Genomic DNA, 15509 nt, shown 5'->3' with positions numbered 1-15509 from the left:
CGCATCGTCCCTCGACCCGAGGCCGCCATCATTCCACCCCCAGCCCTTTTAGCCAGTCCAGAATACCGGCCACAGCCGCGTCGGTCTGCCCTGGCGACATCAGGCGACCGGCAATAACATGGGATGACGGATCATCCTCAGGGCCCATTGTCACCAATTTGACGGATGTTGGCGCACCCCACGCTTTGGCGACCTCGTGTGTGCGGTCAGGGCGCACCACCTGATCGTTGTCCGAGAACCAGAACAGCACGGGCACCAGGGCATTCGAGAAATCCAGCGCATAGACTTTTTCGACCAGAACGGACATCGGCACGACCGACTCCCACGGATAGACGGTAGACCAATATTTGTTCTTTTCCGGGTCTGGCCCCGATACATCGCGTTCGTCCCCCATCAGGACCGGCAACCAATCCCTTGCCCATGGCAAAGTGGGGATCCATGCCACAGACGTGTTGACCCCGAAATTGGGAGAGACAAAGACCATGCCGACAACATCTTTGCTGAGGCTGGCATCCAAAGCGGCGGCGGCTGCAAGCGTCGCACCGGTCGACGTTGAGATCACGATCACCTTGTCCCCAACAGCACGTGCGGCTGCCAATCCCTCGGCAGTGTCCAGCATCCAGCCCGAGGCAGTGCCTTCTGCCATGGCTGATCCGGTTCGCCCGTGACCTTGCAGGCGTGTGTAAACCAGATTGGCCCCCAACGCGTCTGCTACAAGGTCTGGTACTGGCCGGATTTCCTCGGAACTTGCTGAAAAGCCATGGATGTAAAGAACGGAATACGGGGTGCGCCGCTCGTTATGGCCATCTTGCCAGATTACTCGTTTTTCGACACCCGGAACGATATCGTCAAACGCGGCTTCGGTGCTTTCGAAATAAACCTGTACGCCCTCACCAAACTTGCGCGGATCAAAGCTTGGGTGCAGGTTCACCTCTTCGCGCGGGCCAAACCAGTAGACAAGGCCGCCGGTGGCAATCAACGCAAGGAACAAGCGCCCCAGAAGCCATCCCAAACGCCGCATTACGCGTCTCCCAACACATCCAGAACCGCCGCCTCGATCAAGCCAAGACATGCATCATCCGAGAATCTGTGATCGGCATCCTTGACTAAAAGAAGCTGCATGTCCGGCCCTGTTGCATGGTCCAGCAACCGAACGGCCGTTTCAGTCGAAACGGCTGTATCCGCTGTTCCCTGCAGGAAACGAACCTTGAACGGCAGGTTCAACGTGTCGCGCAGAACAAGACGCTGCCGCCCATCTTCGATCATCCGTTTGGTGACGATATAAGGCTCCATGTAATCGGACGGCAACTCGACATGCCCGACCGTTTCCAGGGCGGCTTTCTGGTTATCGGTGAATGAAGCCCAATAGCCATCTTCCGTGAAATCCGGCGCGGCGGCGATCGTGACCATACCTGCTATCCGGTCCGGCATGGCCTTGGCCAGCAAAAGCGCCTGCCACCCCCCCATGGACGAGCCGACAACAATCAGCGGCCCCTTGGTCAAGGCATCGACCGCAGCAACAGTGTCCTCATGCCAATCCCCAATGCAGCCATCCGTGAAAGCACCAGAGCTTTCGCCGTGACCGGAATAATCAAACCGCAAAAAGGCCCGCCTCCGCGCCTGCGCCCAAGCTTCCAGATGGACTGCCTTGGTGCCTTCCATATCCGACATGAGCCCACCCAGAAAAACGATGGTCGGCCCTGCCCCTTCGGTCTTGTGATAAGCCAGTCGCCGCCCCTGCGGCGTCTCCAGAAAATTCGTCGCTGCCATGAAACCTTCTTTCCTTTTACTGCATCATGCACGCCCCACCCCCGAGTGCAATTCCGCCCACTTCATCTTTTTTCAAATACTCCGGGGAGCGCGAGGGGCTGGCCCCTCGCCCCTACACTTGACACAGGCATATCCACCTGCCACATCAGCCAGACGCAAATAACCCGCAACCGGGCGTTCAGTGGGCGCCAAACCGACGAGGAGAGCCGACATGGCCCTGGATTCAAAATCCGTCTCTCTCACTTTCCCAGATGGCAACGCACGTTCCTATGACGCAGGGGTTACGCCTGCGCAGGTGGCTGCCGATATTTCAAGTTCGCTGGCCAAAAAGGCCATCTCAGCCACCGTTGACGGCAAACACTGGGACCTGCAATGGCCCATCGAAGCCGATGCACAGATTGCCATCCACACCATGAAGGATGACGTCCAGGCCAACGAGCTGATCCGCCACGATCTGGCCCACATCATGGCCCGCGCCGTGCAGGAAATCTGGCCTGCGACCAAGGTCACCATCGGCCCCGTTATCGAAAACGGCTGGTATTATGACTTCGACCGGGAAGAACCGTTCACGCCCGAAGATCTTGGCCTCATCGAGAAAAAGATGAAAGAGATCATCAACAAGCGCGATCCTGTCACCACCGAGGTTTGGGACCGCGAGCGGGCCATCGAGTTCTACAAGGCCAATAACGAGCCCTACAAGGTTGAGCTGATCGAAGCCATTCCCGGGGATGAACCGTTGCGCATGTACTGGCACGGCCACTGGCAGGATTTGTGCCGCGGTCCGCATCTGCAACATACCGGTCAGGTTCCCGGTGATGCGTTCAAGCTGATGTCTATCGCCGGTGCCTATTGGCGCGGCGACAGCAACCGCGCGATGCTGCAACGCATCTACGGCGTGGCCTTCACCGGCAAGGAAAAGCTGAAAGACCACCTGCATATGCTGGAAGAGGCCGCAAAGCGCGACCACCGCAAACTGGGCCGCGAGATGGACCTGTTTCACATGCAGGAAGAAGCCCCCGGTCAGATCTTCTGGCACCCCAATGGCTGGTCCATCTACACCCAGTTGCAGGATTACATGCGCCGTCAGCAGCGCAAGGGTGGGTATGTCGAGGTAAACACGCCGCAAGTCGTTGACCGCAAACTGTGGGAACGTTCAGGCCACTGGGACAAGTATCAGGAGAACATGTTCATCGTCGAAGTGGACGAGGAACATGCCCGTGAAAAGGCCGTTAACGCGCTCAAACCGATGAACTGCCCCTGCCATGTCGAGATTTTCAAGCAAGGCCTGAAATCCTATCGCGACCTGCCGCTGCGCATGGCCGAGTTCGGGTCGTGCAACCGGTACGAACCCTCTGGCGCGTTGCATGGCATCATGCGGGTGCGTGGGTTCACGCAGGACGACGCCCACATCTTTTCAACCGAAGAACAGATCGAGGCGGAGACCGCCGAATTCATCCGTTTCCTCAGTGTGATCTACAAGGATCTGGGATTCGAGGATTTTTCGGTGAAGTTCTCAGACCGTCCCGAAACCCGCGCCGGATCGGACGATGTCTGGGACAAGGCCGAAGCGGCGCTTTTGTCCGCCACCCGTGCCGCCGGGATCGAACCGGAACTGAACCCGGGCGAAGGTGCATTCTATGGTCCGAAACTGGAATTCGTGCTGACGGACGCCATCGGGCGTGACTGGCAATGCGGCACCTTCCAGGTCGATTTCGTTCTGCCCGAACGGCTGGATGCCACCTATATCGGCGCCGACGGGGCCAAGCACCGCCCGGTCATGCTGCACCGCGCAACACTTGGTTCGTTCGAACGCTTCATCGGTATCTTGATCGAGGAACACGCAGGCAAATTGCCGTTCTGGCTGGCCCCGCGTCAGGTCGTCGTCGCGTCCATCACGTCCGACGCGGACGACTATGTCACCGAAGTGGTCGAAACCCTGCGTGCTGCGGGTGTGCGGGCCGAGGCCGACATCCGCAATGAAAAGATCAACTATAAGGTCCGTGAGCATTCGGTCGGCAAAGTACCTGTAATTCTGGCCGTCGGTCACCGCGAAGTTGACGAACGCACCGTAAGCGTGCGGCGACTGGGTGAAAAACAGACCCAGGTACAACCGCTTGATGTTGTAACAAAAGAGCTGGCACACGCCGCCACCCCGCCAGATCTGCTGTAACAAACAGCACCATTTCCAAAAAAATCCGACCCCTACTAAGGGGTCGGATTGTAACATTTCACCCTTTCTTCATCAAAAACAGTGTATTACGCTGCAAGGGGGCAGGCCGCCCCATGACGCGCTTGTGAGACACGGGCTCGTGAATTCAACTCTGCCCACCAAGCCACTACCTTTGTCATTGTCACAAGCAGACATACCCAGTCATCAAGAGGATTACCGAGATGTCGAACACAGCTAAGTCCCTGGTTATCGCAACCGCAGTCGCAGCCGCCGTATCGGGTGTCGCAACCACAGCAAGCGCACAGGCAAAAGAAAAGTGCTATGGCGTATCGCTGGCCGGTCAGAACGACTGTGCCGCAGGCCCCGGCACCACCTGCGCGGGCACCTCGACCGTTGATTATCAGGGCAACGCATGGACCTTGGTTGACGCAGGCACCTGCGCCGACATCGAATTGCCTGCGGAAGCAAACGGCACACCGCGCAAAGGTTCGCTGGAAGCACTGGACCGCGACCTGCCGGCATAAGACTGGCCTGACGATTTCAAGGGGCGGGCACCATCGCCCGCCCTTTCCCTTTCGTGATCAAGGAACTGGCCCATGTTGGATGACACCTGCCGGTCAAACCGCCTGCCCGCAGCGCCGGGCGTTGGTTACAAGCCGCAACACTTCGCTCAGATACTTGAACACGCACAGCCCGTCGCATGGTTGGAAATCCATGCCGAGAATTATATGGGCGACGGCGGGCGACCCTTGGCGCAACTGCGCCACCTTTCCGAAAAGTTCCCAATCTCGGTCCATGGCGTTGGCCTGTCCATTGGTGGTGAAGGCGCGCTGGACTCCGATCATTTGGCCCGGTTGAAACACCTGGTCGGCTGGCTGAACCCTGCAAGCTTTTCCGAACATTTGGCCTGGTCTACCCATGACAGCCATTTCTACAACGATCTGCTGCCCCTGCCCTATACCGACGAAACTCTTACGCGGGTTTGTGAACATATCGATCAGGTGCAGGACACCGTCGGGCGTCAGATGCTGCTGGAAAACCCGTCCAGCTATCTGGCCTTCGAGGAAAGCACCTGGTCCGAACCTGATTTCCTGAGGGAGATTGCCAAGCGCACCGGTTGCGGCTTGTTGCTGGACGTAAACAATGTCTTTGTCTCGGCGACCAATCTGGATTTCTCACCACAAGGCTATATTGACGCCTATCCGATTGAAAAGGTGTCGGAAATCCACCTTGGCGGCCATGATGAGGATGAAGACGATCACGGTCATCCGCTGCTAATCGACAGTCACGGACGTGAAGTGGTCGATCCGGTGTGGGCCCTGCTGGATTATGTGCTGGAGCGTTCGGGGCCAAAACCCGTTCTGATCGAATGGGACACTGATGTGCCTGATTGGCCCGTTCTGCGGGATGAGGCCATTCGCGCGCAAACCGCATTGGACCGGATACCGGTATGAGCGTTTCTCAATCTGAATTCCGCGCGGCCATGATGGATGCGTCAGCGCCCGTTCCCGGTGGATTGCTGGACGGCGGTGCGCGACCGGCCGGTCGCAGATTCAGCGTTTACCGCAACAACGTTGCGGTGTCGCTGACCGAAGCGATGCATCAGGCGTTTCCTGTGATTGCCAAATTGCTAGGGGCGCAGAACATGGATGGGTTGGCCGGGATTTTCCTGCGTCAGCACCCGCCCTCCTCTCCGCTGATGATGTTTTATGGCGAGGCGTTTCCTGATTTTCTGGCAGGAATGCCCCAACTTGCCCATCTTGGATACCTGCCGGACGTGGCCCGGTTGGAGATTGCCTTGCGCAAGTCCTACCACGCCGCCGACAGCGAACCTGCACCGGCAGATGTTCTAGCCGTCGAACCCGAACAGGTCATGCAGGCCCGGTTGCAGTTTGCACCGGCCATGCAGGTGATCCGCTCGGATTGGCCAATTTTCGCGATCTGGCGATTTAACAGCGAAGAGAACGCACCGAAACCGAATGCCGGTGCAGAGGACGTGTTGATCACACGCGCCGAGTTCGATCCCACACCCAATCCACTTCCGGCGGGTGGTGCAGACTGGATCGCCTGTATGCAGAACGGCGACACAATCGGTGACGCATATGAAAAAACGACTGCCAAACTGCCTGAATTTGATCTTGGAACCACTCTGGCACTGCTGTTGCAGGGCGGTGCAATAACCTCTGTGACTATCGAAAGGCCCGAGACATGACTGCTTTGATCTCAACCTACAATAACACCATGGGAAAACTGGACCTTGCCTCTGGCTGGTTGACCCCTACGCTGGCACGGCTGGTCTTTGTTGCGGTTCTTCTGGTTTATTACTGGAACTCAGCCATGCTGAAGATCGACGGATCGATCTTTTCGCCTTCGGCAGGTGCATTTGGTCAGATATTCCCCAAAGCGGCGGAGGCTGTTCTGTATGACGTGTCCCAAATGACGTTCTTCCAACGCATCGTCATCTTCATGGGAACGGTTGCCGAATTTGTGCTCCCGGCACTTCTACTGGTTGGGCTGTTCTCGCGTTTGGCGGCTTTGGGCATGATCGGTTTCATCTGGGTGCAGACTCTTGTCGACGTCACCGGCCATGGCGTGAAACTGGGCAGCCTGTTCGACGCGGCGCCGTCCCTGATGGATCAGCGCACGATGTGGACCTTCCTGATGCTGGTGATCGTCATCAACGGCGCAGGGCCGATCTCGCTCGACCGGATCCTTCGCCTTAAGTAACTCAGAAATGTGCCTTGGGCTGGTCCGGTTTTCCCGCGGCCAGCCCAAGTATCCCGGCGATCCCGGCAAATGTGATCGGGAACATGGTGAAAACACCAAAACCAAAGGCGTAGTACATCGCAGCCGCTGACCCCAGCAACAAGACCCCGCCAATCAACGCGCGCGCTGGTGCCATGGCCCCGCCCGCGATTGCCAGCAAGGGCGCGATAATCGAAATGGCTTGCACCAGATCAGGATTGTCGACCTGGCTTAGAACTCCGTCAATCTCGCCGACATGGTCAACCACGACCACCTTTGCATAGCCGAAGAACCCGACGATCATTCCGATCAACCCGGCGATTACACCCAATAACATTGCGGCATTACGCATTGAAAACCCTCATTGTAGCTTTCACGCAGATAAGCACCCGTTCAGGAAATGCCAAGCTGAGCACGGGTTTCAGCTGTCCAACCCAACAACAGCCTGCCATCGACTTCGATCAATGGGCGTTTCATCAGGGTCGGGTGCTCTTTCAAAAGCTCCAAAGGGGGCTTGGCACGCTGGGTTTCGTCCAATCCGCGCCATGTCGTCGATCTGGTATTAAGCAAGTCATTGCCGAACTCGGCAAAGGCCCGTGACAGCACCGAACCCGGCACACCGTCGCTGCGTACATCAGAAAATTTGACGTCTGGCAGCGATTTCAATGCCTTGCGACAGGTGTCACAGTTTTTCAATCCATAAAGCTGCATGTCTTTGACGCTCCTGCCCATGCTTTGATTTTAAGCAATCTTGCCCGCTTCTTGCGGTTATTCTTGATTTTTTACTTCACCGTGCAATGTTGAAAAAGGCGAAACACACGAATTGGACTGTTCAGCCAGTGCCAAAACAACTTTTTCGTGGTGACGCTGACCACAGCCCCCACCAATTTGTGGGACAATGCGTAAGTAGAAGGAGACACGGGACATGCCAACCGGCACCGTGAAATGGTTCAATACCACTAAAGGCTATGGATTTATTGCCCCTGACGAAGGGGGCAAAGATGTGTTTGTACATATCTCGGCCGTAGAACGGTCCGGCCTCACCGGACTCGCAGACAACCAAAAAGTTTCGTACGAGTTGCAGGACGGACGCGACGGCCGCCAAATGGCAGCTGATTTGAAACCACTGTAACGACATCCCGCTAAACACGCGGTTGATCATTAAGGATGACGGCCAATTTCCGGCCGTTATCCATCCCCCACCGGTTTCGTTCCATTACCCTCGCGCGGGCTTGGCGTCGGCGTGGGTATTCCAGTTTTCGCCCATGGCAACGATGCAGGATGTGCCTGTCGCGTAGGTGACAACCATGGTCCAGTCCCCGTGCTGACTTGCCCAGACTTCCATAATCTGTTCCGGCCCGCGAACACCCGATGCCACGCGCCGCGCACCGAACTGCCTTTCCAGTTTCTGGTGCAACCGGAGCGTCGGTTCGCACAAAACCTCAGCTATGGGGGACTTGGCCTGCGCAGGCAAGGCGAGACCAAAAAACAGACATAACAGAGCAAAATGCAAAATGCGGGCCATGGAACAAGTGTAACAATTCCATGACGACACGTATAGACAAAAGCTATGCAGCTCGTCAGCTCTATTTGCGAATGATCGCCTCGAACTCACGCCATTCGCGCGCTGTCATCCCCGAGTTTTCTTGCGTGACCGCCTCTCCTGCCAGCATGCGTTGCAGGCTTTCGACCATCTGGGCAGACAGGTTCACCGCACCCAGCCGGTAATCCTCGAACGCCTTATACGCAAACGGCACCCAATCAGCGACGATCTTGCACATCGCCTCGGCATAAACGCGGATTTCATACTGAGCATGCGGATCGGCCCGCAGGCGCAGGAAGTGGAACAGATTATGCAGATCCACCTTCCAATACCATTGCGTATAAACGTTTGCGGGTAGGTTCATGCGGGCCAGTTCACGTGCTAGCCCCTGCTGCCCGTCCTGGCTGATCATGGACTCGTAATTGTCATAGCACCGCGTGCTGTCGGCCTTGAGGGTTTCCAATACGCGCGCGGCCTCTTCACCTTCCAACGTTGCCCCACGGCCCTGATTGTTCACTTCGGACTGTGCCGCCACATGTTCTGGGGCTGGGATATAGAACTCGCGATCCAGAATTGAATACCGTGCCGAGTATTCATTCACATTGGCGGTCCGGTGCCGGATCCACTGCCGCGCCACGAACACAGGCAATTTCACATGCAATTTGACTTCGCACATTTCGAATGGCGTGGAATGCCAGTGCCGCATCAGATACCGGATCAACCCCTCGTCATTCTGAACGGATTTGGTGCCTGTGCCATATGAAACGCGCGCAGCCTGACAGATGGCGGCATCGTCCCCCATATAGTCGATCACGCGGACAAAGCCATGATCCAGAACCTGATGCGCCGTGTACAGGTGGTCTTCCATTCCCGCCGAGACAACTCGACGCGTGGGATGCGATTGCGCGCGTTGCGCGTCGATCTCGGCCTGTTGGTCAGGGGACAGCGGCATCGAATCTTCCTTTCTGGCAATGAGTCGCCTGCTACTATATATCGCCGATCCCGGCGCAGGAACCGCGATATATGCCGCAGCGGGCGCAAAAAACAAATTGCTGCCAAGGGCTCTATCGACACATCGAGGCGGAGCGCTAAGCTCTTGGCAATGTGAGTCGAAAAAGGATGGCCGAAATGGCGCTGAAATATCTTCACACCATGGTCCGCGTGAAGGATCTGGAAAAATCCATGGCATTTTACGAGCTTCTGGGTCTGAAAGAAACACGTCGGTATGACAGTGAAGCCGGGCGATTTTCTCTGATCTTCATGGCCCCTCCGGGACAGGAAGAGGCGCCGATCGAGTTGACGTACAACTGGGACGGCGATGACGCGTTGCCAGCCGACAGCCGTCACTTCGGCCATCTGGCCTACGGTGTCGACAATATCTACGAGGTTTGCCAACATCTTCAGAACAATGGCGTTACGATCAATCGCCCGCCAAGGGATGGTCGCATGGCTTTTGTTCGATCGCCCGACAACATCTCGGTTGAGCTTTTGCAGAATGGAGAAGCACTGGAACCAGCCGAACCCTGGGCCAGCATGGAGAGCAGTGGTCACTGGTGATCCGTTGGCTGATAGCGTTTGGGCTGGTCGTTCAGGCCAGCCCTGTTAAGGCCGAGCAATGCCGCTTGGCGCTGGCCTTGGCGATGGATATTTCCGTTTCAGTCGATGAGGCTGAAGATGTGTTGCAACGGCAGGGGTTAGCCGCCGCCTTGATTGCACCCGAAGTGCAAGAGGCCTTCTTTTCTTCACCGATGCCCGTTGCCCTGGCGGTATATGAGTGGAGTGGCCGCTCAACCCAAAATGTCGTCCTGAACTGGACAATGATCGATGACGTTGGTGATCTGCTGTTCGCAGCCAGCCAGGTCAGCCAATCCGTCCGATCTGACAGCGGATCGGCAACAGCTATGGGCTATGCGTTGGCATACGGTGCAAACCTTATGGAGCAAGCGCCGCAATGCTTGTTTCAAACCATTGACCTGTCCGGCGACGGCACGAACAACGATGGCTATGGGCCGCAGATCGCCTATCGGCACTTTCCCTTTCAAAACACTGTCGTGAATGGGCTTGTGATCAACGCAGCCGATTTCGAGGGAGAATTGTTCCTGATCCCTTTCTTCGAAAATAATGTCCTGCACGGGCCCGGCGCCTTTTTGGAAGTTGCGACCGGGTTTGAAGATTTCGAGCGCGCCATGCGAAAGAAACTGAAACGGGAACTGAGCGGTTTGCAAATCGGTGCATTACGGAATGAAGGCCCATGATACGTCAGGTGGTCGTCTTTCTGGCTTGCCTTATATCAGGACCTGCCTTTGGCGAGTGCCGTCAGGCCCTTGCGCTGGGGCTGGATGTGTCGGGTTCGGTCGACAGCCGGGAATACAGGCTGCAACTGGACGGGCTGGCGTCGGCCCTGAGCCGCCCCGAAGTCAGCCAGCTGATGTTGTCGGACGGCGCAACCTCCTTACGTCTGGCGATCTTCGAGTGGAGCGAGCGGGGACATGAACGGATGCTGTTGGAGTGGACAGAAGTACGATCCCCCGCCGACCTGATCGCAATCAGTGATCGTTTGGTCCGAACCTCGCGCAGTTCAGCTCCGCAAGGAACGGCGTTAGGGTCGGCCATGTTATTTGGCTCTTCCCTGCTTGATCAGCAAAGGGGATGCTGGCGCCGTACGCTGGATCTGTCCGGGGATGGTAAACATAACCTTGGACCGCATCCACGGGATGTGAAAGCCAGTTTACGACATGGCGGGATCACGATTAACGGGCTGGTGATCGGCGCTGACGATCCGAAGGAAGGTGATCGGAGATATGTTCAGGTGGGTGAACTTTCAGCTTATTATTCTGCCTGGGTCATTTTGGGGCCAAACGCGTTCGTAGAAGTGGCGCTGGGCTTTGAGGCGTATGAAGAGGCCATGACTCGCAAACTTCTTCGTGAGCTGGACAGCCTTGTCCTGTCTGACGCCCGCCACTGATCAATAGATATACCGTATCTGATCCGTCCAGTACCGTTCAACGCGACGCAGCGAACTTGTGATATCCTCAATGCCTTCAAGCCCAAGCACCCCCCTGCCTTGCAGGCCTTCGGCGTGACGTGCAAACAGCTTGGACACGATATTGCGGATTTCTCTGCCCTGCGGCGTCAGGCGTACGCGAACTGAACGGCGATCAATCTCGCATCTTTGGTGGTGCATATAGCCCATCTCAACCAGTTTCTTGAGGTTATAGCTGACATTGCTGCCCTGATAGTACCCACGGCTTTTCAGTTCGCCTGCCGTGACTTCGTGATCACCGATATTGAACAGCAACAACGCCTGAACCGCATTGATTTCCAATACGCCGACGCGCTCAAACTCGTCCTTGATGACATCCAGCAACAACCGGTGCAGTCGCTCCACCAGGGCCAGCGCCTCAAGATAGCTGGTTATGAAACCCTTAGTCTCTGGTGTGGAGACCTGCATTTCCATACTCATCCGACCCTCCGATTCAGTCGCGCTGTTTGACACACGATGAACCGAAAATCCGAAAAATCGGTTAAGCGGAACTTTGCCTTATTTCTGAAAGGTTTGCGCTATGTCTGCAATCAGGCTGGCAAATCGCGCCGGAGGCTGCACCTGCCCCGTGACCCATTGATAAAGGTCCTGATCGTTTTCATGCAACAGCGCGTCATAGACATCCAGCCCGGCGGCATCCATGTCGGCCAGATTGCCCCCCGCATAGGCGGACAGGATAATGTCCATCTCTTTGATGCCGCGTCGCATCGACCGCATTTGCATGCGCTTGATACGCACATCCCGGGGTTCGCTCAATTCTTCTGCTCCAGCATCTGACGCATTTTCTTTTCCAGACGCGCTGCGCGTTCAGAACAGGCGCGCATTTCCGCACGGATGGCGCGCAGTTCGGCCACGGCAGAGGACAGTTCCATACCGCCTTCGCCCTCATCCACGGGCGCATCCATGCCGTCGCCCTCGCCGGTCAACAACCACATGATTGAGACATTGACCATGCCCGCCATCATTGACAGCCTGTTGGCCCGGGGTTCGGACAGATCGTTTTCCCAATCTGAAATTGTCGCCTTTTTGACCCCAAGACGCCGCGCCAGTTGCGCCTGCGTCATTCCCGCGGCTTCGCGTGCGCCTGCCAGACGGTCTCCGAATGTCGCAGAATCCGGACCGTACCAGTCGTTTTCATCATTCATTCGGGTCTCCATCTCACATTGTCTATACTGCTTGATCGTCACTCGGACGCACCCTATGACAGTCGGGCTGAACATACAAACCGAGGCCGAGCATGAGTTTTCTGTCTGCGACACTGTCACGCGTCAAACCTTCACCCACCATCGCCATGACAGCCAAGGCAGCCGAGCTGAAGGCCGCCGGACGTGATGTCATCGGCCTAAGCGCTGGTGAGCCGGATTTTGACACGCCCCAGAACATCAAAGACGCCGCTGTTGCGGCCATCGCAGCAGGCAAAACCAAATACACCGCGCCGGACGGTATCCCCGAGTTGAAACAAGCGGCATGTGCCAAGATGAAACGTGACCACGGGCTGGACTATTCGCCGGCCCAGATCTCGGTCGGGACCGGTGGCAAGCAAACGCTGTACAATGCTCTGATGGCGACGATGAATGAAGGCGACGAGGTGATCATCCCTGCACCGTACTGGGTCAGCTACCCCGATATGGTGCTTTTGGCCGGTGGCACCCCTGTTGTGGTCGAGACGACGCTGGAAAACAGTTTCAAGCTGACCCCAGAACAACTGGAAGCCGCCATCACGCCCAAGACAAAGTGGTTCATCTTTAACTCGCCTTCGAACCCAACGGGCGCAGGGTACAGTCGGGATGAACTGAAGGCGCTGACCGATGTTCTGATGCGTCATCCGCATGTCTGGATCATGTCGGACGACATGTACGAACATCTGGCCTATGACGGGTTTGAGTTCTGCACCCCGGCCGAGGTTGAACCCGGCGTATTTGACCGAACCCTCACCTGCAACGGGGTTTCAAAAGCCTATGCCATGACCGGTTGGCGCATCGGTTATGCTGCCGGTCCGGTCGAAATCATCGCGGCCATGCGCAAGATCCAGTCGCAATCCACCTCGAACCCCTGCTCGGTCAGTCAGTGGGCTGCCGTCGAGGCCCTGAACGGAACTCAGGATTTTCTGGCCCCGAATAACGAGACATTCAGGCGCCGGCGCGATCTGGTGGTTCGGATGCTGAACGAGATTGATGGCGTCACCTGCCCCACACCCGAAGGGGCCTTTTATGTCTATCCGTCTATCGCCGGATTGATCGGGAAGACGACGCCCGCCGGGACAGTTCTGGTAGACGACGAAGCCTTTGCAACCGCACTTCTGGAAGAGGCCGACGTGGCCGTTGTATTTGGCGCCGCCTTTGGCCTGTCGCCGAATTTCCGCGTCAGCTATGCTACGTCCGACGCGGCACTGACCGAAGCTTGCAGCCGCATCCAGCGTTTTTGTGCTTCTCTGAGGTGACCATGTCCGCCGAACTGCCTGAGTATTACTTTCGCATACGTGAAAACGGTGCTGCGGTGTTTCGGATCGATACGGAAAACCGTCAGCGCCGGATCGAGATGGACCAGATTGCCGTCATCAATATCCGCAATGGCGAGGTCAAGCCGCACGGGCAGCGGACGTTGTCAGACCGGGATCAGGCCGAGATTGCCCAATGGATGGAAGAGCGCCGGGCCCTGCTGGCCCAGCGCGACATTGACGATATCCATCGCGCGGTCGACTATCTGAATCTGACCACGCAATGGGCACAGTCCAAGGCAAGCGACACGCAGCTGGAGGATGTGACAGACAGGTTATTGATGGCCATGCACGACCTGCGTACGGTACTGGTGCGAAAAAAGGCAGATCGGCTGGACAAAGACTAGGCGGGCTCGGCCGATGCCTGTATCTGCTGTACCGAATACATCCAGAATCGGGTCATGAGAAGCACGGCTGCGAAGGCGAGACCAAGCACCAGGCCCAGCCAGACGCCGATGCCGTCCATATGACGGACAAAGCCGAAATAATACGACGCGGGAATCCCTACGACCCAATAGCTGAGCGCCGCCATGACCATTGGGATCTTGGCATCCTGCAACCCGCGCAGCAGGCCCAGCGCAATCACCTGCGCGCCGTCGACCAGCTGAAACAAAGCCGCCATGGCAAGCAATCCGGTACCGATAGTCAGGATTTGGCCCCGCTGCGGGTCATCTGTTTCCATGAACAGGGAAATCAAAGGCTCGGCGCAGGTCAGGAACAGAATGATGGTTGCCACCGACATGACCAGCGACATACCAGTCACGGAAATTGCACCCTTTTCCAGATGCGCCCTGTCCCGACGACCCAGCGCATTGCCAGCCCGGATGGTCGCCGCATTTGATAACCCCAGGTGAACCATGAAAGTGGCAGAAGCCAGATTCAGGGCGATCCCATGCGCAGCCAGCGGGACCTGACCCAGCCAGCCCATCATCACCGCAGAAGTCGCGAACAGTGAAACTTCGGCCAATGTGGTCAAGCCGATGGGTACACCCAACTTCCATACGCTGGCAAACATTTCCCAATCCGGTCGCCAGAACCGCTGGAATAGGCTGTGCTCTGGCAACGTCCGGATCACATAGATAACAACCGCGATCAGCGAAACAACTTGTGTCGTGATCGAGGCGATTGCCGCCCCTGTCACGCCCAGTTCGGGGGCACCCCAGTTGCCGAAGATCAGCGCATAATTGGTCAGCCCGTTCACAGCCGCCGCCGCAATTGTGATCCACAAAACAATCTGCGTTCGCTCCAATGCCGCCAGATAGCTTTTCAACACCATCACAATGAGGGCCGGAAACAATCCCCAACCGGCAACTCGCAGATATTCGGCTGCGGTTTCAGCAATTTGCGGTTCCTGTTTCATGGCGATCAGGATCGGATAGGACCACCACAGCAAGGGCATGACAACCACGGCATACAGCAACGACAACCATAGCCCCATCCGGGTCGAGCGGCGAATGCTGGTTTCATCCCCTTCCGCCGCCGCTGTGGCAACCATGGGCATGACGGCCCATCCAAATCCCGCACCAAACAAAAACAACACGAAATAATAACTGTTGGCCAAGGTAACGGCCGCCAACGCCTCGACCCCGTACCAACCCAGCATGATGGTGTCGGTCAAGCCGATTGCGTATTGCGCCAGATGACCGCCAACCAGTGGCAGGCCAAGAACGGCAATAGCCCGAAAATGGGCCGGATATGTCATCACCTTTGTCATCGCTCCAGCCATATGCGCGGCTTTGGC

At 56.9% G+C, this 15509-nt stretch carries 21 protein-coding genes; 11 read left to right on the top strand and 10 right to left on the bottom strand.

What is annotated here, in order from left to right:
- Positions 1 to 28: 28 nt before the first annotated feature.
- Together ACR0DY_RS14655 and ACR0DY_RS14650 are read right to left on the bottom strand one after the other, a co-directional pair.
- Positions 29 to 1021 (bottom strand): alpha/beta hydrolase, encoded by a 993-nt coding sequence (locus ACR0DY_RS14655; protein ID WP_480484196.1) that lies wholly within the window; start codon positions 1019 to 1021, stop codon positions 29 to 31.
- Complete coding sequence (locus tag ACR0DY_RS14650) at positions 1021 to 1770, bottom strand: alpha/beta fold hydrolase (RefSeq protein ID WP_480484197.1); 750 nt, start codon at positions 1768 to 1770, stop codon at positions 1021 to 1023. The genes ACR0DY_RS14655 and ACR0DY_RS14650 overlap by 1 nt, the downstream gene beginning before the upstream one ends.
- A gap of 211 nt (positions 1771 to 1981) precedes the next feature.
- Here ACR0DY_RS14650 and thrS point away from each other — a divergent pair, with 211 nt between their 5' ends.
- The 5 genes from thrS to ACR0DY_RS14625 all read left to right on the top strand — a co-directional run bounded on the left by thrS (position 1982) and on the right by ACR0DY_RS14625 (position 6667).
- A complete protein-coding gene (gene thrS / locus ACR0DY_RS14645) occupies positions 1982 to 3940 on the top strand; it encodes a threonine--tRNA ligase (RefSeq protein ID WP_480484198.1) in 1959 nt (652 codons plus the stop codon).
- Positions 3941 to 4161: 221 nt separating this feature from the next.
- Positions 4162 to 4464, top strand: coding sequence for a BufA1 family periplasmic bufferin-type metallophore (locus tag ACR0DY_RS14640; protein ID WP_209503410.1), 303 nt, complete (start codon positions 4162 to 4164; stop codon positions 4462 to 4464).
- A gap of 72 nt (positions 4465 to 4536) precedes the next feature.
- Entirely contained in the window at positions 4537 to 5394 is an 858-nt protein-coding gene (gene bufB / locus ACR0DY_RS14635) for an MNIO family bufferin maturase (protein ID WP_480484199.1), read from the top strand.
- Positions 5391 to 6152 (top strand): HvfC/BufC family peptide modification chaperone, encoded by a 762-nt coding sequence (locus tag ACR0DY_RS14630; protein ID WP_480484200.1) that lies wholly within the window; start codon positions 5391 to 5393, stop codon positions 6150 to 6152. Before bufB ends, ACR0DY_RS14630 begins: the two co-directional genes overlap by 4 nt.
- Positions 6149 to 6667 carry a DoxX family protein gene (locus ACR0DY_RS14625; protein ID WP_267365394.1) on the top strand — a complete coding sequence of 173 codons (519 nt, stop codon included), beginning with the start codon at positions 6149 to 6151 and terminating at the stop codon, positions 6665 to 6667. Before ACR0DY_RS14630 ends, ACR0DY_RS14625 begins: the two co-directional genes overlap by 4 nt.
- 1 nt (position 6668) lies before the next feature.
- Here the strand turns inward: ACR0DY_RS14625 and ACR0DY_RS14620 are convergent, their stop codons facing one another.
- A complete protein-coding gene (locus ACR0DY_RS14620) occupies positions 6669 to 7037 on the bottom strand; it encodes a hypothetical protein (protein ID WP_480484201.1) in 369 nt (122 codons plus the stop codon).
- A gap of 41 nt (positions 7038 to 7078) precedes the next feature.
- Positions 7079 to 7396 carry an ArsC/Spx/MgsR family protein gene (locus ACR0DY_RS14615; protein ID WP_480484202.1) on the bottom strand — a complete coding sequence of 106 codons (318 nt, stop codon included), beginning with the start codon at positions 7394 to 7396 and terminating at the stop codon, positions 7079 to 7081.
- 214 nt (positions 7397 to 7610) lie between these two features.
- On the opposite strand from ACR0DY_RS14615, the gene ACR0DY_RS14610 reads away from it, so the two are divergent.
- Complete coding sequence (locus ACR0DY_RS14610; RefSeq protein ID WP_008758035.1) at positions 7611 to 7817, top strand: cold-shock protein; 207 nt, start codon at positions 7611 to 7613, stop codon at positions 7815 to 7817.
- Positions 7818 to 7901: 84 nt separating this feature from the next.
- On the opposite strand, the gene ACR0DY_RS14605 is transcribed toward ACR0DY_RS14610, so the two are convergent.
- A complete protein-coding gene (locus ACR0DY_RS14605; RefSeq protein WP_480484203.1) occupies positions 7902 to 8210 on the bottom strand; it encodes a hypothetical protein in 309 nt (102 codons plus the stop codon).
- Positions 8211 to 8271: 61 nt separating this feature from the next.
- Positions 8272 to 9180: an FAD-dependent thymidylate synthase gene (thyX, locus tag ACR0DY_RS14600; RefSeq protein WP_480484204.1), complete on the bottom strand. Its 909-nt coding sequence runs from the start codon at positions 9178 to 9180 to the stop codon at positions 8272 to 8274.
- Between the two features lie 176 nt (positions 9181 to 9356).
- On the opposite strand from thyX, the gene ACR0DY_RS14595 reads away from it, so the two are divergent.
- Genes ACR0DY_RS14595 through ACR0DY_RS14585 form a run of 3 tightly spaced genes read left to right on the top strand, consistent with a single transcriptional unit; the run spans position 9357 to position 11193 of the window.
- Complete coding sequence (locus ACR0DY_RS14595) at positions 9357 to 9785, top strand: VOC family protein (protein ID WP_267365400.1); 429 nt, start codon at positions 9357 to 9359, stop codon at positions 9783 to 9785.
- Complete coding sequence (locus tag ACR0DY_RS14590; protein WP_480898584.1) at positions 9782 to 10483, top strand: DUF1194 domain-containing protein; 702 nt, start codon at positions 9782 to 9784, stop codon at positions 10481 to 10483. The genes ACR0DY_RS14595 and ACR0DY_RS14590 overlap by 4 nt, the downstream gene beginning before the upstream one ends.
- A complete protein-coding gene (locus tag ACR0DY_RS14585) occupies positions 10480 to 11193 on the top strand; it encodes a DUF1194 domain-containing protein (RefSeq protein WP_480546526.1) in 714 nt (237 codons plus the stop codon). Before ACR0DY_RS14590 ends, ACR0DY_RS14585 begins: the two co-directional genes overlap by 4 nt.
- Here the strand turns inward: ACR0DY_RS14585 and ACR0DY_RS14580 are convergent, their stop codons facing one another.
- The 3 genes from ACR0DY_RS14580 to ACR0DY_RS14570 form a co-directional block, all read right to left on the bottom strand.
- On the bottom strand, positions 11194 to 11691 hold the full coding sequence (locus ACR0DY_RS14580) for a MarR family winged helix-turn-helix transcriptional regulator (protein WP_480484207.1): 498 nt from the start codon (positions 11689 to 11691) through the stop codon (positions 11194 to 11196).
- A gap of 78 nt (positions 11692 to 11769) precedes the next feature.
- Entirely contained in the window at positions 11770 to 11994 is a 225-nt protein-coding gene (locus ACR0DY_RS14575) for a succinate dehydrogenase assembly factor 2 (RefSeq protein WP_480484273.1), read from the bottom strand.
- Between the two features lie 29 nt (positions 11995 to 12023).
- Entirely contained in the window at positions 12024 to 12416 is a 393-nt protein-coding gene (locus ACR0DY_RS14570; RefSeq protein WP_267366820.1) for a helix-turn-helix domain-containing protein, read from the bottom strand.
- Between the two features lie 92 nt (positions 12417 to 12508).
- Here ACR0DY_RS14570 and ACR0DY_RS14565 point away from each other — a divergent pair, with 92 nt between their 5' ends.
- Positions 12509 to 13711, top strand: coding sequence for a pyridoxal phosphate-dependent aminotransferase (locus ACR0DY_RS14565; RefSeq protein ID WP_480898581.1), 1203 nt, complete (start codon positions 12509 to 12511; stop codon positions 13709 to 13711).
- A gap of 2 nt (positions 13712 to 13713) precedes the next feature.
- The gene (locus ACR0DY_RS14560; protein ID WP_480473472.1) at positions 13714 to 14115 is read left to right on the top strand and encodes a hypothetical protein; all 402 of its coding nucleotides are present in this window, start codon (positions 13714 to 13716) and stop codon (positions 14113 to 14115) included.
- On the opposite strand, the gene ACR0DY_RS14555 is transcribed toward ACR0DY_RS14560, so the two are convergent.
- Positions 14112 to 15482, bottom strand: coding sequence for an MATE family efflux transporter (locus ACR0DY_RS14555; protein WP_480484274.1), 1371 nt, complete (start codon positions 15480 to 15482; stop codon positions 14112 to 14114). The genes ACR0DY_RS14560 and ACR0DY_RS14555 overlap by 4 nt on opposite strands.
- Positions 15483 to 15509 lie beyond the last annotated feature (27 nt).

The organism is Ruegeria sp. O6 (assembly GCF_056535045.1).
Note: the sequence above shows the minus strand (reverse complement) of the source record. Positions and strands in the feature narration are given on the sequence as shown.